Below are 19,280 nucleotides of genomic sequence, written 5' to 3'. Positions count from 1 at the left end.
AGGGTTGGGGTGAGGGGTCGGGACTTGCCAGGCACGCTCATTCAATGTTCTGCACCTGCTCGCGCATCTGCTCGACCAGCACCTTGAGCTCCACCGCCGCATTGGTGCTGCGTGCATCCACCGACTTGGAACCCAGCGTGTTCGCCTCGCGGTTGAACTCCTGCATCAGGAAGTCGAGGCGGCGGCCCACCGGTTCCTGCAGGCCCAGCACGCGACGCGTCTCGGCGATATGGGTGCTGAGGCGGTCCAGCTCCTCGTCCACGTCGCTGCGGGTGATCTGCAGCACCAGCTCCTGTTCCAGCCGGCCGGGGTCGGCAGGCTGCCTGAGATCCGCCAGCCGCGTCTCCAGCCGGGTGCGCAACGCAGCGCGGATCTCCGGCATCCACTCGCGCACCTGGGCCACGATGCGTTCGATCGCGTCCAGTCGCTCACGCAGGATCTGACCCAGCTTCGCGCCCTCACGTTCGCGGGTGGCCGTGAGCGCGTCCAGCGCTCGGTCCAGCACCTCGAACAGCGCGGCCTGCCGCGCCTCGGGATCGGCCGCTTCCTGCTGCAGCACGCCCGGGAAACGCAGCAGCTCGGTGAACTGCAGCTGCATGCCGGGAAATCGCGACTGCATGTCCAGGTTCAATTCGGACAGGCGGGACAGCAGCGCGTTGTTGACCTGCAGCGATTCGCTGCGCGACTCGCTGCTGCGCACGGTGATGTCCACCTTGCCGCGCGAGAGCCGTGCCGCGATGCGCTCGCGCAACTGGGACTCCAGGCTGCGCAGCTCGTCCGGCAGGCGCGGGGAGAGTTCCAGGTAACGATGATTGACCGTGCGCAGCTCGCAACTCAGCGTGCCGGCAGAGCCGCCGGTTTCGGCGGAGGCATAGGCGGTCATGCTGCGGATCATCGGCGGCCTGCGGACGGCGGGAAAGGTTGCAATGGTAAACTTTCCTACCCAGCCTTGCCCAACCGCTCCCATGAACCAGCCATCCCATCCAGGCGGCCGCCCCAGCGGCCGCGCCAGCGACCAGTTGCGCGCCGTCACCATCGAACGCCATTACACCCGCCACGCCGAGGGCTCGGTACTGGTGAGCTTCGGCGACACCCGCGTGCTGTGCACCGCCAGCATCGAGGATCGCGTGCCGCCGTGGCTGCGCGGCAAGGGCGAGGGCTGGGTCACCGCCGAGTACGGCATGCTGCCGCGCGCCACCCACACCCGCATGCAGCGCGAGGCCGCACGCGGCGGCCAGGGCGGCCGCACCATGGAGATCCAGCGCCTGATCGGCCGCAGCCTGCGCGCCTGCGTCAACCGCCAGGCGCTGGGCGAGCGCGTGGTCACGCTGGACTGCGACGTGATCCAGGCCGATGGCGGCACCCGCACCGCCGCGATCACCGGTGCCTACGTGGCCCTGGTCGACGCGGTGAATGCGCTGATGCAGCGCGAGAACCTCAAGCGCAGCCCGATCGTGGGCGCGGTAGCCGCGGTCTCGGTGGGCATCTACAAGGGCGAACCCGTGCTCGACCTGGACTATGCCGAGGATTCGGACTGCGACACCGACATGAACGTGGTGATGAACGACGGTGGCGGCTTCATCGAGGTGCAGGGCACCGCCGAAGGTCACGCCTTCCGTCGCGACGAAATGGACGCGCTGCTGGCGCTGGCCGAGAAAGGCATCGGCGAGCTGGTCGCCGCGCAGCGCGCGGCGCTGGCGCTCTGACCTCCCGCACGGTCACGCACCCATGGCCCAGTACATCGCCAGCTTCGCGCTCGTCGTGGCGAATTACGACGAAGCGATCGCGTACTACACCCGCGTGCTCGGCTTCGAGTTGCGCGAGGATTCGCCGCGCGGAAGCGGCAAGCGCTGGGTACTCGTGGCGCCGCGCGGTGCCGCAACCGGCATCCTGCTGGCGCAGGCGGCGAATGACCTCCAAGGCACGCGCATCGGCAACCAGACCGGCGGGCGCGTGGGATTCTTCCTCCACACCGACGACTTCGACCATGACTTCGCCGCGATGAAAGCGCGCGGCGTGCGTTTTGCCGAAGCTCCGCGCCACGAAGACTACGGCACCGTTGCAGTCTTCGAGGATATCTACGGCAATCGCTGGGACCTGTTGCAACTGAAGCCATGAAACTAGTTCTCGCCAGCGGCAACCCCGGCAAGCTCAGGGAATTCGGCGCCCTGCTTGCCGACAGCGGATACGAGGTCGTGCCGCAGGCCAGCCTCGGCGTGGACGACGTCGAGGAAACCGGCCTCACCTTCGTCGAGAACGCGCTGCTCAAGGCACGCCATGCCGCGCGCGCCACCGGCCTGCCCGCGCTGGCCGACGACTCCGGCCTGTGCGTGGACCATCTCGACGGCGCGCCCGGCCTTTATTCGGCGCGCTACAGCGGCGGCCACGGCGACGCCGCAGCCAACAATGCCAAGCTGCTGCACGCGCTGGAAGGTGTGCCGGAGGAACGGCGCGGCGCCTTCTTCATCTGCGTGCTGGTGCTGCTGTGCCATGCCGAGGACCCTGCCCCGCTGATCGCGGAAGCCCGCTGGCACGGGCGCATCCTCACCGAAGGCCGCGGCACCGGCGGCTTCGGCTACAACCCGGTGTTCCTGCCGGACGGCTACATGCAGAGCGTGGCCGAGATGGACGACGCACTGAAGAACCGCCTCAGCCACCGTGGCCAGGCGCTGGTCCTGTTGCACGAGCGACTGCGCGAACTGCATCCGGAATGAGCCTCGTCGCACCACCGCTGGCGCTCTACGTCCACATGCCGTGGTGCGTGAAGAAGTGCCCGTACTGCGACTTCAACTCGCATGGCCTGCGCGGTGCGCCGCCGCCCTACGCCGAGTACGTGGACCTGCTGCTGGCCGACCTCGACGCCGACCTGCGCGACTTCGGCAGCGCCGTACCCGGCCGCGGGATTGTCAGCGTGTTCTTCGGCGGCGGCACCCCCAGCCTGTTCGCGCCAGAGCTGGTCGCGCGCTTCCTCGACGGCGCCCGCACGCGGCTGCCATTCACAAGCGACTGCGAAGTCACCCTGGAGACCAATCCGGGCACCGTCGAGCACGGCCGCTTCGACGACTACCTCGCCGCCGGCGTGAATCGGCTCTCCTTCGGCATCCAGAGCTTCGACGACGACAAGCTGCAACGACTTGGCCGCATCCATTCCGCCGCGGAGGCGGAGGCGGCGGTGAAGTCGGCGCAGGACGCCGGCTACGCCAACATCAACCTCGACCTGATGTACGCGCTGCCGGCACAGGATCTCGACGGTGCACTGGCCGACGTCGAGCGTGCCATCACGCTGTCGCCCGCGCACATCTCGCACTACCAGCTCACGCTGGAGCCGAACACCGCGTTCGCCGCCAACCCGCCGCCGCTGCCCGACGACGACCACGCCTGGGCGATGCAGGAAGCCTGCGAGGCACGGCTGGCCGAAGCCGGCTACGGCCAGTACGAGATTTCCGCCTACGCGCAGGCGGACCGGCGCTGCGCGCACAACCTCAACTACTGGCGCTTCGGCGACTACCTCGGCATCGGCGCCGGCGCCCACGGCAAGCTCAGCGACGCGGCCACCGGCCAGGTGCGCCGGCGCTGGAAGACCCGCCATCCGCGGGCCTGGATGGAAGCCGCCGGTGGCGCGGCGCGCATCGGCGGCGACAACATCGTGGGCGCCGGCGAGCTGCCGTTCGAATACATGCTCAATGCGCTGCGCCTGATCGACGGCGTGCCGCTGGCCGACTTCAGCACCCGTACCGGCCTGCCGGCGGAACGCATCGCCACCCCGCTGGCCGAGGCGCGCCGCCGCGGCTGGCTGCTCGACGATCCGCAGCGGCTGCGTACCACCGCGCTGGGACAGCGTTTCCTCAACGACGTGATCGCAAGCTTTCTCGACTGACCGGCGCCGCCGGCCGTAGCGGCCCCGCCGCAACCCGCCTACACTTTCTCCCAGGGGAATCGACGGAAGCGCGTCATGGATGCCGAGCACCTGCAACGGCACTCGAACACCGCCACGGCCGGCCGCACACGCGGCCGCTGGCCGGCGCGCACGCAGCGCCTGCTCGGCGTGATCGGTCCGTTGTGCGCGCAATGGCTGGAGCCGGCGCTGCAGCGATGCCTGGACCACTTCGACCACGAGCTGTACCTGCAGGCCGAACGCTCGCGCAGCCATCTCGAACAGCAACACTGCTTCGACAGCCGCGCGCTGCTGCAACTGCAGCGCGCAGCCTTCATGCAGGCCTACGCCGACCATCTGCGCAACGGCTTCGCGCGCCTGGGCGAGACCGGTGAAACCGCGGACGAATCGCTCGCGCACCAGCCGCTGAGCCTGCTCGAACGCGGCGAACACGAGCTGACCGCCGCTCTGGACAAGGTCGCCTCGCGCGGCGAGGCACACCACAGCCTGCCACTGACCGAACTCGCCTACCGTTTCGCCGTGCTGGTCGGCGCCGCGCCGCTGGAAGGAGCGGCGCTGCCGATCGCACCGGCCGGCCTGGCCGGAGCGATGCGCGCCGCCATCGCCACCATGGACCTGCCACCCGAACACCAGCTGCTGCTGCTGCAAAGTTTCGAGCAGGCGGTGATCGTGGCGGCAGGACCGCTCTACGAAGTCGTCAACGCGCAATTGCTGGGCGACGGCCTGCTGCCGCAGTTGCGCCCATATGCACCGCCGCGCGCCGTACCCGCCGCACGCGCCGCTGTTGCCGGCGAGACGCCATCCGCCGCCGCCTCATCTCCCGAGGCCGCCGCGGCAGCCGGCGCGCCGCAGGCGCCGATCACCGTGCTGGAAACCCTGCGCGACCTGCTCGCCCAGCGCCGCGTCGGCGTGAGCGGCACCGCCGCCCTGGGGCGGGCAGCCACGCCGGACGAACTGCAGACCGCGCTGGGCGCCCTGCAGCAGCACCTGGCCCAGGTCACCGACCAGGCCAGCCGCGAACTGCGCAGCGCCCAGCGCCTGCGCGACGAACTGCTGCTGCAGCTCAACGCCGACAAGCCGGAAGGTGCCGCGCCCACGCGGCTCAGTGCCGAGCAGGACGACACGGTGGAACTGGTGGCGATGCTGTTCGAGCAGATCGGCCGGCAATTGCACCACGGCCCGCACGCCCGCTCCGTGCTTGACGACCTGCAGTTGCCGATGCTGCGTCTCGCCGTCACCGACCGCGACTTCTTCGACCAGCGCGAACATCCCGCGCGGCGCCTGCTCGGTGCCGTGGCCGAGGCCGCCAACGACTGGCTGGACGGCCCTGACGGCGAGGCCGACCATCAGCTCACCACACGGCTGAACCAGCTGGTCGAACGCGCCCGGCACGAGCCGCCCAGCGCCGGTCTCTACACCAGCCTGCTGGCTGACATCGAGCATCATCTCGGCCAGCTGAGTCGTCGCGCGCAGGCCGCCGAGCGCCGCCACGTCGAGGCGATGCAGGGTCGCGAGCGGCTGGACCTGGCCCGTCATCGCGCTGGCGAGCTGCTGGCCGAGCGCTTCGCCGCGAATCCGCCGCGCGGCCTGCTGCGCGCCCTGCTCGACCGCGCCTGGGCCGACGTGATGGCGCTCACCCTGTTGCAGCACGGCGAGGAAAGCCCCGCTTTCGCGCAGCGCCTGCGCGTCACCGACCAGCTGCTGGGCAGCCTGCCGGTGGACGACACCGACCTGCTGCGCCGCGAGGTGCAGGCCGGCCTGCAGCAGATCGGCATGCATGCCGAGGAAGCCAGCCAGGTGGCACTGCGCCTGATCGGCAAGGAACCGGCTCCCCCGGTTGCCGCCGCGGTGACGCCACTGCCCATGCCTCCGGCACCGGCCGCCGTGGAACCGGCAGCGCCTGCCACCGCAGCGCCTGCACCACAGGCTGCCATCGCCCACGCCACGGAGACCCGACCCGCCGCTCCCGCTGCCGCACCCGCGGCGACCGTGGCCGCTCCGTCCGCCGCCCCCGTCCCGGCGACACCCGCCCCCGACCTGCCCAGCGCCACCGATCTCGCGCTGCGGCTGAAGCAGCGCCAGCGGCTGGGCGAGTCGCCGCATGCCAGGGCGGCGACGGCGACCGACGACACCGAGCCACCGCTGGGTCCGCAGGAGGCGCGCATCCACAATCGCCTGCGCCAGCTGCCCTATGGCAGCTGGTTCGAGTTCACCGACGCGGCCACGGGCGAAATCACCCGGCGCAAGCTGGCCTGGTTCTCGCCGGTCACCGGCAACAGCCTGTTCGTCACCCGTCGTGGCCAGCGCGGCGAGGAGCTGAACCTGCGCGAGCTGGCCCGCGCGATGGCCGCCGGCCAGGTGCGCGAGCTGCCGCCGCAGCGCGACGGCCTGCTCGACCGCGCCTGGCACGCACTCACCGGCAACCTGCTGCACAACGACGCGCCGCCTGCGCCCGGAGCCCGTCCATGAGCACGCGCGAGCAACGCCGTGCGCCACGCAAGCCGGTCGATGCCGGCATCGTGGCGATCGACACCATCGCCGAGCAGCCGCTCGGCCACCTGTGCAACCTGTCGGCCAGTGGCCTGCTGCTGATCGGCGGCCGCGAACCGCGCAGCGAAGGCATCTACCAGGTGCGCCTGCCGCTGCCGGACGTCGGCGGCAGCATCGAACTCGGCCTGCAGGAGCAGTGGCACGAACCAGCGGCCAGTCCCGGCCAGTACTGGGCCGGCTACCGCATCATCGCGATCGGCCATGCCCACGGCGAGCTGCTGGAGCGCTGGTTGCGGCAGACCTGAGCGCCACGCGCATTCCCCGCCGGGCCGCCCGGTCGCCACGCGCTACACTGGCGGGCCGACGTCCCCGCCCGGAACCCGCATGAACGCCCTGCCAGCCACGCTCTATCCTTCGCATCTCGCCACCCTGCGCGAACGCGCGGATCGGGCGCTGGCACTGGGCGGTTTCGACCATCTGCTGGTAGCCGCCGGCACGCCACCCGGCAAATTCCTCGACGACCAGGACTACCCGTTCGTCGCCAACCCGCACTTCAAGCCCTGGTTGCCGCTGACCGACGCGCCCGCCAGCTGGATCGCCTACACGCCCGGCGCGAAGCCGAAGCTGGTGTTCGTGCAGCCACGCGATTACTGGCACGTGGTGCCGGAAGCGCCGCACGGCTACTGGGTGGAACACTTCGACATCGTCACCGTGCGCAGCGCCGCGGAGGCCGTGGCGCAGCTGCCAAAGGGCCGCAGCGCGGTGCTCGCGCCGGCCTGCCCCGCCATCGATGGCCTGGAGGTCAACAACCCGCAGGCCGTCCTCGACTATCTGCACTGGCACCGCAGCTACAAGACACCGTACGAACTGGCACTGATGCGCGAGGCCAGCCGCATCGGCGCGCGCGCGCATCGCGCCGCCGCGGCCGCGTTCCGCGCCGGCGAGAGCGAGTTCGGCATCCACCTGGCCTATCTCGCCGCGGCGCGACAGATCGACGCCGAGCTGCCCTATGCCAGCATCGTGGGCCTCAACGAGCACGGCGCGGTGCTGCACTACACGAACTTCGACCGCACGCCGCCCGCCGAGCACCGCTCCTTCCTGATCGACGCCGGCGCCAGCTGCGCGGGCTACGCCAGCGACATCACCCGCACCTACGCGGCACCGCGCGCCGCCGAGTTCCAGGCGCTGATCGACAGCATGGACGCCGCCCAGCAGGGCTATGCGGCGAAGGTGCGGGCGGCCCAGAGTTATCCCGCACTGCACCTGCATGCCCACCATGTGCTCGCCGACGTGCTGCGCGAACACGGTTTCATCCGCCTGAGCGCGGAGAGTGCGGTGGAATCCGGTGTCACCTCGGCATTCTTCCCGCACGGCCTCGGCCACCCGATCGGCCTGCAGGTGCACGACGTGGCCGGCTTCCAGGAAAGCGAGCGTGGCGGCAGCATCCCGCGTCCCGCCGGCCACCCCTATCTGCGCATGACCCGCGTGCTGGAACCCGGCATGGTCGTGACCATCGAGCCGGGCCTGTACTTCATCGACATGCTGCTGGCCGAACTGCGCGACAAGCCGGTCGCCGCCGACATCGACTGGGCCACGGTGGATGCCTTCCGCCAGTACGGCGGCATCCGCATCGAGGACGACGTGGTCTGCACCGACGGCGTGCCGGAAAATCTCACGCGCGACGCCTTCGCACAACTCGGCTGATCTCCCGTAATCTCCCGCACATCATGGGGAAGCCATCCGCCACGCCGCGGAAGGCCGCATGAAGTTGCACCCTGCCCAACGCATAATGCGTGCATCGGACAGGGGATGCGGAATATGACGGTCGCACTCGACCCAGCATTGATCGTGGAGGACGATGTCGCCACCCAGCAGCGTCTTGCGCGCCTGCTGGCCACGGCCGCCGACAGCGACACGCGCATCGCCGTGGCCAGCAGCGTCGCGGAAGCCAAGGCGCACATCGCCGGACGAACGCCAGCCATCGCCCTGATCGACATCGGCCTGCCGGACGGCAGCGGCATCGATCTGATCCACTGGTTGCGCCATCGCCATCCAGAAGCGGCGACCGTGGTGATATCCGCCTGGGGCAACGAGGAAATCGTGCTCGCCGCCCTGCAGGCCGGCGCGACCGGCTACCTGCTGAAGGAACGCGATGACGTCGAACTGCAACTCGCATTGCAGAGCATCCAGCGCGGCGGCGCACCCATCGACCCCTTCGTCGCGCGACGCATCCTGACCCTGCTGCCGGCCGCCCAACCCGCCGCGGCCGCGAGCGACGAGGGGCACGCGCTGTCCGAACGCGAGACCGAGATACTGCGGCTGGTCGCGCGCGGCTACAGCAACCGCGAGATCGCGGAACTGACCGCGCTGTCCCGCTTCACCATCGAGGGCTACACCAAGGCGATCTACCGCAAGCTGGCGGTCGGTTCGCGGACCGCCGCCGTGTTCGAGGCCAAGTCGCGCGGGCTGCTGCGTTGACGGCACGCTTGTGCGTCATGCTGCTAGCCCTTCTGGCGCTGCTGGCAGGCTGCGCGCGGCAACATCCAGGTGCGTCGCCAACAACACGGGTCCAGACACTGCAGCACGCCGAGGCCGCGCCCTCCGGCTGGGACGCCACCGCGCCACCCGTTGCCGGCTGGGTGCCGGTCAAGCTGACGGACTTCTGGGACAAGCGCTGGCCGCGCCACAATGGCGTGGTGTGGTACCGGCTGCACTGGAACCAGGCCGACCCGAATGCGCCCATCGGCCTGCTGCTGGATTATGTCTGCCTGGCCGACGAGGTCTGGGTCAACGGCAGCCTGCTCCACCGCGACCCCAGCCTGGTCGAACCGCTGTCGCGGCGCTGGATCACGCCGCAGTACTTCGTGCTCGACCAGCCGCTGCTGCACGCGGGAGAAAACACGCTGCTGGTGCGCGTCTCCGGGATAGCCGCCTATCAGCCAGGCCTCGGTGTGGTGCGGATCGGCGACCCCGAAACCGTGCAGGCGATCTATCGCAAAGGCATGTTCTGGCGCTTCGACATCCACCTGTTCAACTTCGCGATAAGCGCGGTGCTCGGCGTGCTGTTCCTGATGTTCTGGCTGCTGCGTCGACGCGAGACGGTATTCGGCTGGTACGCCCTCACCACCTTGCTCGGCGCCGGTTATGCCTGGACCTTCGTGACCTTGAGCCCATGGCCGTTCGCCACCACCGATGGCTGGGAGTCCATGAACGCCGCGCTTTACGTGGCTTCGACCAGCACGTTCTGCATCTTCCAGCTGCGCTTCTGCGAACAACGCTGGCAACGTACCGAAACCGCACTGCTGCTGTACTCCGCCGCCAGCCTGCTCGCGACGCTGCTCGCGCCACATGTCATGGGGCCGCTGCGTAACGTATGGGCGCTGCCCATGATCGTGCCCAATTACGCGGCCATCATGCTTTTCCTGTGGTATGCCATACGCACGCCGCGCGCCGACCTGCGCGTGATGGCCGCCTGCATGCTGGTGCCCGCGCTGGTTTCGCTGGCCGACCTGCTGGTCTACTTGCAGATCGCCTCCAGCAGCGACTACGACATCGGCGCGGCAACCACTCCGCTCACCCTGGTCGGCATGGGTTTCGCCGTCGCCTGGCGATTCTCCGCCGCGATGCGCCGCGTGGAAGGCTTCAACGCCGAACTGCGCCACGAAGTGGATGTGGCCACCACACAGCTATCCGAGACCCTGTCGCGCGAACACACGCTGGCGCTCAGCCATACCCGCATCGGCGAGCGCCTCAACCTGGTGCGCGACCTGCACGACGGCTTCGGCGGCAGCCTGCTGGGCGCCATCACTTCGCTGGAGCAGTCGCCGCCCTCGCCAGAGGCCACCCGCACCGTCGCCACGCTGAAGGAATTGCGCGACGACCTGCGCCTGGTGATCGACACCACCACCCGCGAGCAGGACACCGACCTCGCCGGCCTGCTGGCGCCGCTGCGCCACCGCTGGAGCCAGCGGCTGGAAACCGCCGGCATCGACAGCTTCTGGCGCTTCGACGGCCTGGACGACTGCCGCCTTGACGCTGCCCGCAGCCTGGACTTGCTGCGCTTCCTGCAAGAGGCGCTGACCAACGTGCTCAAGCACAGCGGCGCCTGCCGGGTCGACCTGCTCGTGCGCCACGCGCACGAGCAGTTGCATGCCGAAGTCCGCGACGATGGCCGCGGCTTCGATCCCGCCAACCTTGCTTCTCGGGGTGCCGGCCTTGCCAGCCTGCACAGCCGCGCCGCCCGCCTTGGCGGTAGGCTCGCCGTCCAGGCGGCACCCGGCGCGGGCGCCGCCCTGCAACTGGATTGCCCCGCGCCCTGACTCCCGACTTCGGGGGCCACCGCCATCCCACCCCCGATTTCGGGGATACCCAGATCCTTCACCCCCTGATTAATGTGACGCCGCTCGCAAAGCGACGCTCAAGTATCGAGCGCGTCATCCAGGGGGAAAGCCATGCCACGCGCGATCCATTTCATCTCGGGCCTGCCGCGCTCGGGATCCACTCTGCTCGCCGCGCTGCTGCAGCAGAACCCGCGCTTCCACGCCGGCATGAGCGGCCCGCTCGCCGGCCTGCTCGGCGCGCTGCTCGGCGAGATGAGCGAACGCAACGAGTTCGCGGTCTTCCTCGACGATGCCAAGCGCCGGCGCATCCTGCGTGCATTGTTCGACGAGTTCTATGCCGACAGCACGACGAAGGTAGTGTTCGACACCAGCCGCGCCTGGTGCGCGCGCATGCCTGCGATCGCCGACCTGTTCCCCGAGGCGAAAGTCATCGCCTGCGTGCGCGAGCTGCCGTGGATCATCGACAGCATCGAGCGGCTGGTGCAGAAGAACCTTTACAGCCCCTCCTCGATCTTCAACTACACGTCAGGCGGCACCGTCTACACCCGCGCCAACGGCGTGGCTGGTGCCGACGGCATGGTGGGCTTCGCCTATGACGCGCTGAAGCAGGCCTGCTACGGCACGCAGGCCGACCGCCTGCTGCTGGTGCAGTACGAAACTCTCACCAGCCAGCCAGCGCGCGCGCTGGAGGCGATCTACGACTTCATCGGCGAGCCATGCGCCCCGCACGACTTCCAGCATGTCGACTACGACGTGGCCGAGTTCGACCGCCGCGCCGGCACCCCAGGCCTGCACACCGTGCGCGGCAAGGTGAAGGCCGAGCCGCGCAAGACCCTGCTGCCGCCCGACCTGTTCCAGCGCTTCGCCGGTGACGCCTTCTGGAACGATCCCCAGCGCCTGCCCGAGGGGCTGCGCATCGTCTGACGCGCACCACCATCGCGCCCCCATCACCAGCACACCACCGCGCCGCATCCCAGGGATCAAGCCATGAATCGCATCTACAGCCTTGTCTGGAATCGCATACTGGGCGTATTGCAGGTCGCCTCCGAACTGGTCCGCGCCGGAAACAAAGGTAGCGGAGCAAATGGCATGGGAGCGTCGCCGCTGCATCGCCGCCCTTTGGCGGCAGCGTTGCTGACGGCACTCGCGGCAGGCAGCAGTATGCTGTCAGCAACGGCCATGGCTGCCCCTGGCGTCTACAACGTCGTCCTGGCCACCGACGATGGCAGCGGCAACACGATTGGCTCGCTGAGCTGGGCGATCGGCCAGGCCAACGCGAATCCCGGCAGCACGATCTCGATCCTGCTGGCGCCCGGCACCACCATTACCGAAACGGGCACTCTGCCCCCGCTGAGCAATGCAAGCATCGCCGGTTCGCTGCAGATCGTGGGACCGAATGCGATGCCGCTGGCGGTCTACGGCGTGACGCTCGGCATTGGCACGAACACCGCGCAGCTGACAGCCGCCACAGCAGGTAGTGGCGGCAATGGCGCCGATGGCGCGAACGGCTCGTACAGTGCCGGCGGCGCAGGCAACGCAGGCAGCACAGGCAGCGCGGCGCCAGGAGTGCTGCTCGCCACCGGCACGACCGCCTCTCCGGATTCGATAACGCTCGAGAATTCCGGCAGCGTGGCCACCGGCGGCAATGGTGGTGATGGCGGCATCGGTGGCACCGGCGGTACGGGCGACGCTGGAGGGCTTATTGTTTATCCGGCGCCCATCAACAAAGCCCTCGGCTATGCCGGCGGCAATGGTGGCAATGGCGGAGACGGAGGCGATGGCGGTACCAGCGTCAGCGGCACCAATTTCACCCTGGACAGTCAGGGTGCGATCACCGGCGGTACAGGTGGTAATGGCGGCGACGGGGGGGCCGGCGGCAACGGCGGCAGCGGTGCGCAAACAGGCTTGCCGGGTGGCCCGGGCGGTAACGGCGGCGACGGTGGGGCCGGCGGAAAAGGTGGCGATGGCGTCAGCGGCAGCAGCTTCACCTTGACCAATCACGGCAGTGTTGCAGGCGGCATGGGTGGCAATGCCGGCATGGGTGGTGCCGGCGGTCTGGCCGGCGCCAATGGACAAGGCATTAGCAGTTTTTTTCAAGTCGATGGCTCCGCCGGCTTGCAGGGTCTGGGTGGAATGGGGGGGAGCGGCGTCAGCGGCAGTTATTTCACCGCGGCCAATTACGGCACGATCGCCGGAGGGGCTGGTGGCACAGGGGCGGGAGGAAACGGCGGGTATGGGCTTGATGGCACTTCGTTTACGCTGGTCAACTTCCATGACATTTCCGGCGGCATCGGCGCGCACGGCACCGACAGCGGTAATTCCAGCGGTGTTGGGAACAACGGCGCAGGCGGCAGCTCCGCTGGCAGCAACGGTGGAGACGGCGGCAGCGGCGCAAACGCTAACGGGGCTGGCCAGGCCGGCAACGGTGGTGCGGCTGTCGCCGGCAGTGGTTTCACGCTGACCAACAACAGCAGCTTGGCGGGCGCCTCCGGTGGCAGCGGTGGTAGCGGCGGTAATGCCAGCACGGGCGGCGTTGGAGGTGCGGGTGGATCAGGTGCCTATGCTCTTGACGGTGGCACCGGCGGCACCGGCGGTACGGGCGGCATGGGCGGCGCGGGCGGCATGGGCGGCCATGGCGGCGCGGGCGTCGATGCCGGCAATTCCACGCTGACCAACAGCGGCAGCATTGCGGGCGCGACAGGCGGCAACGGCGGCAACGGCGGTGCCGGCGGCAACGGCGGTATGGGTGGCATGGGTGGCGATGGCTATGGTGGTCGGTTTGCAGCCGCCAACGCTGGCAGTGGCGGCGGCGGCGGTACCGGCGGCGCGGGTGGCAACGGCGGTGCGGGCGGCGACGGTGGTGCGGGCGTCACTGCGAATGGTGCTGTTGGCCTGACCAATCTCGCCACCGGCATCATCACCGGCGGCGACGGTGGCTGGGGCGGCGAAGGTGGCGCAGGCGGCGCGGGGGGCACGGGCGGCGGCGGCGGCGCAGGCATTCAAGGTACGCTAAACAACCCCGGTAGTAGCGGCGGCAACGGCGGCGCAGGCGGTGCAGGCGGCAACGGTGGCAATGGCGGCAACGGCGGCAACGGTGGCGCGGGCATCGATGGAAGCGCCTTCACCTTGACCAATGACGGCGTGGTCCAGGGCGGTGTTGGCGGCGGTTCGACCGCCGGCACCGGCGGTGCCGGCGGCGCGGGCGGCTACGGCGGTTTTGGCCAGCCCTACGGCAGCTCGGGCGCAAGCGGGGCCACCGGCGCCAGCTCCAGGTTTGTTGCCGTCGGCGGCAACGGCGGCGCAGGCGTCGGCGGCAGTTCCTTTACGGTAACCAATCAGGGCACCATCCAAGGCGGCGATGGGGCCATAGCCGGTGTCTATGGTCTTGGAGGCACCGGTGGCGCCGGCGTCGGCGGTACGTCCTTCAATCTGACCAACGAGAGCCACATTGGTGGGGGCTCCGGGGGCGATGTCAACGCCGGCGGCACCGGTGGCGCCGGCGGTGCCGGCGTGAGTGGCGTTTCCACACTCACCAATAGCGGCAGCATTGAGGGCGGCCCTGGCGGCTCTACAGGTTCGGCCCTGGTCCCCGGCGTAGGTGGGGCTGGCGGTGCGGGTATCAGTAGCAACGCAGGGATGTTGACCAACACCGGCGCGATCACGGGCGGCAACGGCGCGGCTGGCGCGGTGGGCGCCAATACCAGCGGCCTCAGCGTTGTCAGCCTCGGTGGCAATGGCGGCAACGGCGGCAACGGCATGGACGGCAGTGCCTTCACGCTGAGCAACAGCGGCACCATTACCGGCGGCGCAGCCGGCAATGGAGGTTACGCCTCCGGAGGACTGGGCGGCGCCGGCGGCAACGGCGGCGCCGGCGTCATGGGAAGTTCGCTCACGCTGACCAACGACGGCAGCATCGTCGGAGGGGTAGGCAGCAGCGGTATTACCGACAGCGTTACCGGCAGCGGCCCTCCAGGCATCCACAGGTCTCCCGATCCCAGTGCCGGCAACGCCGGTGCCGGCATCGTGTCCACCGGCTCCAGCACAATCATCAACGCGGGCTTGGTCAGCGGTGGCTTGTCGCAAGGAGGCACGGGCGCGCCCGCTGATGCAGTCGACCTTTCCGGCGGCGGCAACACGCTGACGCTGGAGAGTGGTTACAGCTTCACCGGCAATGTGGTCTCGACCAGCGGCGCGACGAATGGTGGGGACACACTCGCGCTTGGCGGCAGCGCCAACGACACATTCGACCTCACGCAGATTGTCGGCACCCAGCCCACGTCCTGGACCGGCACGGTGCAGTACTACGGCTTCCAGGCCTACGACAAGACAGGCGCCAGCACCTGGACACTGGTCGGCGCGGGCAGCAGCTCCCAGAACTGGAACATCGCGGATGGCACGTTGCAGGGCGATGCGACGGCATTCGCCGGCAACATCACGTTCAATCCCGGCACGGGCGATACGGCCGGGGTCGTGTTCGACCAGGGCAGCGGCGACGCCAACAGTGGAACCACCGCCACCTATGCCGGCGTCATCTCCGGTGACGGCAGTCTGACGAAGATCGACGACGGCACGCTGATCCTGACTGGGGCCAATACTTACACCGGCAATACCACGATCAGTGCAGGCACCCTGCAGATCGGCAACGGCGGCGCGGCTGGTTCGATCACGGGCGACGTAACAGACAGTGGAGTCCTTGCCTTCGACCGTAGCGATGCGGCGACCTTCGGCGGCGTGATTTCAGGCACCGGCACACTGATCCAGGAAGGAACCGGCAGTCTCGTGCTCAACGGCAACAGCAGCGCCTTCGCCGGAGACACCATCGTGCAATCCGGCACGCTGATCGTGGGCAATGTGGCGAACAACGGCGCGTCGCTGGGCGGCAATATGACGGTGGATCCGGGCGCAACCCTGGCCGGCCTCGGCAGCGTGGGCACCACCGATCCGAGCACGACGGAAATCCAGTCCGGCGGCACGCTGGCACCCGGCAATGCCTTCACCCTTGGCACGCTGACGGTGAACGGCAACCTGCAACTGGATCAGGGCAGCACGATGGACATTGCCGTCGGCGCGCCGGGTGCGGGCAGCAATCCGTATGCGCAGTCGGGCGCTGGCGACAGCGTGACCGTGAAGGGCAACCTCACCCTCAGCGGCGCCACGCTCAACGTCACCGATGGGGTCGGCATGGGTCCGGGCCTGTACAACGTCTTCAGCTACAGCGGCACGCTGACCGAATCCAATGGCGGCCTGACCCTGGGCGCCACGCCGTCCGGCCAGACGCTGTTCCTGCAGAACCTGACGACGCAGAAACAGATCAACCTGATCGACACCACCGGGTACACGGTGGACTTCTGGAACGCGAACGGACAAGCCAGCCCCAGGCAGATGGGTGGCGGCAGCGGCACATGGTCCGCGATCTCGCAAGCGTGGACGGATGCAATGGGCATCGTGCCGAATGGCCGGATGTCGCCGCAGCCGGGTTTCGCGATCTTCGGCGGCACTGCGGGCGCAGTGTCGGTGGACGACAGCGCCGGCGGCGTCAGCGCCACCGGCCTGCAGTTTGCGGTGAACGGTTACACGCTCAGCGGCGGCGCGTTGACCTTGGTGGCCAGCAACGGCGTCGCGCCGGTCGTCAACGTGGGTGACGGCAACAGCAACAGTACCGGCGTGACAGCGACGATCGACAACGTGCTGGCCGGCACGGACGGACTCACCAAGACCGACTACGGCACCCTGGTGCTGGCTGGCGCCAACACTTACGGCGGCACCACGACGGTAGATGGCGGCACGTTGGAGATCGTGCCGGGCGGCGTGCCGGGCACCGGCGCCGTGGTGGTGGACAACAGCGCCGGCCTGGCCTCGACGTTGCGCGTGGTCAGCGGCACAACGCTGGCCAACCTCATCGAGCTGAACAACGGCGCGACCCTGGACAACGCGGGCACGCTCGACGATACCGGCAGCCTTGTCACGGTGGTCTCGACCAGAGGCACGGCGACCGTCGACAACACGGGCAGCATCACGGGAGGGGCAATCGGTGCACTGCTGCAGGACGGCGGCTCGATCACCAACGCCGGCGGCAGCATCCAGGGCGGCTTCGCGGGGGCGCTGCTCACCGGAGCCAGCAGCACCGTCGCCAACAGCGCTGGCGGCAGCATCGAAGGTTCGGTATATGGCGTGATGCTCGGCCATGGCGGCACAGTCACCAACGGCGCGGGCTCGCTGATCGAGGCTACCGGTACCGCTTCCGGCGACTGCAACACGAACGGCGACTGCGCGATCCTCGCGGAGTCCGGCGGTGGCGCGCTGCGCCTGAGCAATGCCGGCCGCATCGCCGGCAACGTGCAGATGGACCCGAGCCAGGCCAACACCGTGGAGCTGACCGCGGGTGGCAGCATTGCGGGCGATCTCGCGATCGGCACGAACACGTCCGCCACGCTGACGTTGGACGGCGCCAACAGCACGCCGCAGCTGTATTCGCAGGCGGTGACCGGCACCACCACGTTCGCCGGTGCGCTGGTCAAGAGCGGCAGCGGCACCTGGGTCATCGACAACAACGCCCTGTCGAACGCGGCGGGCACCACGATCAACGCCGGTACCTTGCAAGTGGGCAATGGCGGCTCCGCGGGTTCGATCGGCACGGGCAACGTCGCCGACAACGGCACGCTGGCCTTCGACCACAGCGACGCGGTGAGCTACGCCAATGTGGTCAGCGGCAGCGGCACGTTGACGCAGATGGGCAGCGGCACGCTGACCTTGACCGGCGCCAACACCTACACCGGCGGCACCACGATCAGCGCCGGCACCCTGGTAGCGAGCACGACCAGCCTGCCCGGCAACAGCAACGTCATCGACAACGCGGCGCTGGTGCTGGACCAGACCAGCGACGGCGTCTTCGTCGCCGCCATCTCCGGTGACGGAAGCTTCACCAAGGCCGGCAGTGGCCTGCTTGTGCTGGACGGCGACAGCCGTGCCTTCACCGGCACCACCACCGTGCAGGCCGGCACGCTCGAGGTCGGTGACGCAAGTGCACCGTCGACCACACTGGGCGGCAACGTTGCCGTCGCCGTGGGCAGCATGCTGCGCGGCCACGGCACTATCCTCGGCAACGTCAGCAACGAAGGCACGCTGTGGGCCGGCGGCTCCATCGGCACGCTCACGATCCAGGGCAACTACACCCAAACCGCCAACGGCGTGTTCGAAGTGGAAGCCACGCCCGGTGGCCAGGCCAGCCTGCTGAGCGTCGGCGGCACCGCCAGCCTGGCCGGCACGGCGCTGGTGTTGTCTGATAGCGGCAACTGGGCACCGCGCACGAACTACACCGTGCTCACTGCCGCCGGCGGCGTCAGCGGCCGGTTCGCCTCCGCCAGCGACAACTTCGCCTTCCTGGCCCCGGTGCTGACCTATGCTCCGAACGCGGTGACGCTGTCGCTGGAGCGCAACGACATCAATTTCAACAGCGTGGTGCAGACGTCCAACCAGCGGGCCGTGGCAACGGCGGCGGACCCGCTGGGTTTCGGCAACCCGGTCTATGACGCGCTGGTGGTGCTGGACGCGGCGACCGCACGCCGCGCCTTCGACCAGCTCTCCGGCGAAATCCACGCCTCCACCCGCACCGCCATCGCCGACAACGACCACTACGTGCGCGACGCGATCAACCAGCATCTCGCGGGCCAGAGCAACGACGCGGACGGCCTGGACGTCACCGACGCCGACGGCGTCACCGCATGGACGGCCGCGTGGGGCCACTGGGGCAACCACGACGGCGACGGCAACGCCTCGACGCTGGACGACAACGGCAGCGGCCTGCTGTTCGGGGCGGACATGCCGGTAGGCGGCACGGCGCGGGTCGGCGCGGTGATGGGCACGGGGCAAGGCACGGCGCGCGTCGATGCGCTGGGTTCGTCCGCGCATGTGATCGACCAGCACCTGGGCATCTACGGCAGCACGCAGACCGGCGCGCTGCTGTGGCAAGGCGCGGCGATCTACGGCTGGCAGAAGGTGGACACCAACCGTCCCGTCGACTTCGGCACGTTCGATGGCACGGCCGTCAGCAGCTACCGCGCCCACACCGCGCAGGCCTATGTCGATGCCAGCCTGCCGTTCGTGCAGGGCAGCACCACGCTGGCGCCGTTCGTGAACCTGGCCGTGGAACGGCTGGGCACGCCGGACGTGCAGGAGAACGGCACGCCGATGGCGCTGGACGTGGCTGCGCAGGACAGCACCCTCGGCTATGGCACGCTGGGCCTGCGCGCCGCGTTCGACCTCGGCACACCGGACCACGGCCTGCATGCCCACGCCAGCCTCGGCTGGCAGCATGCCTGGGGCGACACCCTGCCCGTCGACACGATGCACTTCGAAAGCGGCGGCGACAGCTTCGCCATCGCCGGGCTGCCGGTGCTGCGCAATGCGGGGGTGTTCACCACCGGCCTCAGCTTCACCGTTGCGCCGAGTGTGTCGGTGGACGGCAGCTATCAGGGGCAGTTCGGCCAGCACACCAAGGACCAGTCCGCGCGCATCAGCCTCGACTGGAAGTTCTGAGGCCCGCGGAGCGGCCACGG

General features: G+C 69.2%; 12 protein-coding genes and 1 pseudogene. 12 read left to right on the top strand and 1 reads right to left on the bottom strand.

The features are described from left to right. Positions 1 to 37 precede the first annotated feature (37 nt). A complete protein-coding gene (locus tag ABQJ54_RS17150; RefSeq protein WP_367855539.1) occupies positions 38 to 895 on the bottom strand; it encodes a YicC/YloC family endoribonuclease in 858 nt (285 codons plus the stop codon). A 70-nt stretch (positions 896 to 965) separates the two neighbouring features. On the opposite strand from ABQJ54_RS17150, the gene rph reads away from it, so the two are divergent. The 12 genes and pseudogenes from rph (at position 966) to ABQJ54_RS17090 (ending at position 19,260) form a co-directional block, all read left to right on the top strand. Next, a complete protein-coding gene (rph, locus tag ABQJ54_RS17145) occupies positions 966 to 1,706 on the top strand; it encodes a ribonuclease PH (protein ID WP_367855538.1) in 741 nt (246 codons plus the stop codon). A gap of 22 nt (positions 1,707 to 1,728) precedes the next feature. Beyond that, the gene (locus ABQJ54_RS17140) at positions 1,729 to 2,118 is read left to right on the top strand and encodes a VOC family protein (protein ID WP_367855537.1); all 390 of its coding nucleotides are present in this window, start codon (positions 1,729 to 1,731) and stop codon (positions 2,116 to 2,118) included. After that, on the top strand, positions 2,115 to 2,714 hold the full coding sequence (gene rdgB, locus ABQJ54_RS17135) for an RdgB/HAM1 family non-canonical purine NTP pyrophosphatase (protein ID WP_367855536.1): 600 nt from the start codon (positions 2,115 to 2,117) through the stop codon (positions 2,712 to 2,714). The genes ABQJ54_RS17140 and rdgB overlap by 4 nt, the downstream gene beginning before the upstream one ends. After that, a complete protein-coding gene (gene hemW / locus ABQJ54_RS17130) occupies positions 2,711 to 3,877 on the top strand; it encodes a radical SAM family heme chaperone HemW (RefSeq protein ID WP_367855535.1) in 1,167 nt (388 codons plus the stop codon). The genes rdgB and hemW overlap by 4 nt, the downstream gene beginning before the upstream one ends. Positions 3,878 to 3,952: 75 nt before the next feature. Beyond that, complete coding sequence (locus ABQJ54_RS17125) at positions 3,953 to 6,364, top strand: DUF1631 family protein (protein ID WP_367855534.1); 2,412 nt, start codon at positions 3,953 to 3,955, stop codon at positions 6,362 to 6,364. Beyond that, positions 6,361 to 6,690: a PilZ domain-containing protein gene (locus ABQJ54_RS17120; protein ID WP_367855533.1), complete on the top strand. Its 330-nt coding sequence runs from the start codon at positions 6,361 to 6,363 to the stop codon at positions 6,688 to 6,690. Before ABQJ54_RS17125 ends, ABQJ54_RS17120 begins: the two co-directional genes overlap by 4 nt. A gap of 79 nt (positions 6,691 to 6,769) precedes the next feature. Further along, a complete protein-coding gene (gene pepQ / locus ABQJ54_RS17115; protein ID WP_367855532.1) occupies positions 6,770 to 8,089 on the top strand; it encodes a Xaa-Pro dipeptidase in 1,320 nt (439 codons plus the stop codon). A gap of 114 nt (positions 8,090 to 8,203) precedes the next feature. Next, positions 8,204 to 8,863 (top strand): response regulator transcription factor, encoded by a 660-nt coding sequence (locus tag ABQJ54_RS17110; RefSeq protein ID WP_367855531.1) that lies wholly within the window; start codon positions 8,204 to 8,206, stop codon positions 8,861 to 8,863. Positions 8,864 to 8,880: 17 nt separating this feature from the next. Then, entirely contained in the window at positions 8,881 to 10,704 is a 1,824-nt protein-coding gene (locus ABQJ54_RS17105; protein ID WP_367855530.1) for a sensor histidine kinase, read from the top strand. A gap of 132 nt (positions 10,705 to 10,836) precedes the next feature. Beyond that, on the top strand, positions 10,837 to 11,649 hold the full coding sequence (locus ABQJ54_RS17100) for a sulfotransferase family protein (protein WP_367855529.1): 813 nt from the start codon (positions 10,837 to 10,839) through the stop codon (positions 11,647 to 11,649). A 63-nt stretch (positions 11,650 to 11,712) separates the two neighbouring features. Further along, positions 11,713 to 11,844, top strand: a pseudogene (locus ABQJ54_RS17095) (ESPR domain-containing protein); the annotation flags it as partial. Between the two features lie 60 nt (positions 11,845 to 11,904). Continuing rightward, positions 11,905 to 19,260, top strand: coding sequence for an autotransporter-associated beta strand repeat-containing protein (locus tag ABQJ54_RS17090; RefSeq protein ID WP_367855677.1), 7,356 nt, complete (start codon positions 11,905 to 11,907; stop codon positions 19,258 to 19,260). Positions 19,261 to 19,280 lie beyond the last annotated feature (20 nt).

This window comes from Rhodanobacter lycopersici (genome assembly GCF_040812335.1).
In the GTDB taxonomy this organism is placed as follows: Bacteria; Pseudomonadota; Gammaproteobacteria; order Xanthomonadales; family Rhodanobacteraceae; genus Rhodanobacter_A; species Rhodanobacter_A lycopersici.
This window is presented reverse-complemented; position numbering and strand designations above follow the sequence as displayed.

What these genes read in the sequence shown, in the direction of transcription:
- ABQJ54_RS17150 (WP_367855539.1), bottom strand. Translation starts at nt 895, where the DNA reads ATGATCCGCAGCATGACCGCCTATGCCTCCGCCGAAACCGGCGGCTCT.
- rph (WP_367855538.1), top strand. Translation starts at nt 966, where the DNA reads ATGAACCAGCCATCCCATCCAGGCGGCCGCCCCAGCGGCCGCGCCAGC.
- ABQJ54_RS17140 (WP_367855537.1), top strand. Translation starts at nt 1,729, where the DNA reads ATGGCCCAGTACATCGCCAGCTTCGCGCTCGTCGTGGCGAATTACGAC.
- rdgB (WP_367855536.1), top strand. Translation starts at nt 2,115, where the DNA reads ATGAAACTAGTTCTCGCCAGCGGCAACCCCGGCAAGCTCAGGGAATTC.
- hemW (WP_367855535.1), top strand. Translation starts at nt 2,711, where the DNA reads ATGAGCCTCGTCGCACCACCGCTGGCGCTCTACGTCCACATGCCGTGG.
- ABQJ54_RS17125 (WP_367855534.1), top strand. Translation starts at nt 3,953, where the DNA reads ATGGATGCCGAGCACCTGCAACGGCACTCGAACACCGCCACGGCCGGC.
- ABQJ54_RS17120 (WP_367855533.1), top strand. Translation starts at nt 6,361, where the DNA reads ATGAGCACGCGCGAGCAACGCCGTGCGCCACGCAAGCCGGTCGATGCC.
- pepQ (WP_367855532.1), top strand. Translation starts at nt 6,770, where the DNA reads ATGAACGCCCTGCCAGCCACGCTCTATCCTTCGCATCTCGCCACCCTG.
- ABQJ54_RS17110 (WP_367855531.1), top strand. Translation starts at nt 8,204, where the DNA reads ATGACGGTCGCACTCGACCCAGCATTGATCGTGGAGGACGATGTCGCC.
- ABQJ54_RS17105 (WP_367855530.1), top strand. Translation starts at nt 8,881, where the DNA reads ATGCTGCTAGCCCTTCTGGCGCTGCTGGCAGGCTGCGCGCGGCAACAT.
- ABQJ54_RS17100 (WP_367855529.1), top strand. Translation starts at nt 10,837, where the DNA reads ATGCCACGCGCGATCCATTTCATCTCGGGCCTGCCGCGCTCGGGATCC.
- ABQJ54_RS17090 (WP_367855677.1), top strand. Translation starts at nt 11,905, where the DNA reads ATGGCTGCCCCTGGCGTCTACAACGTCGTCCTGGCCACCGACGATGGC.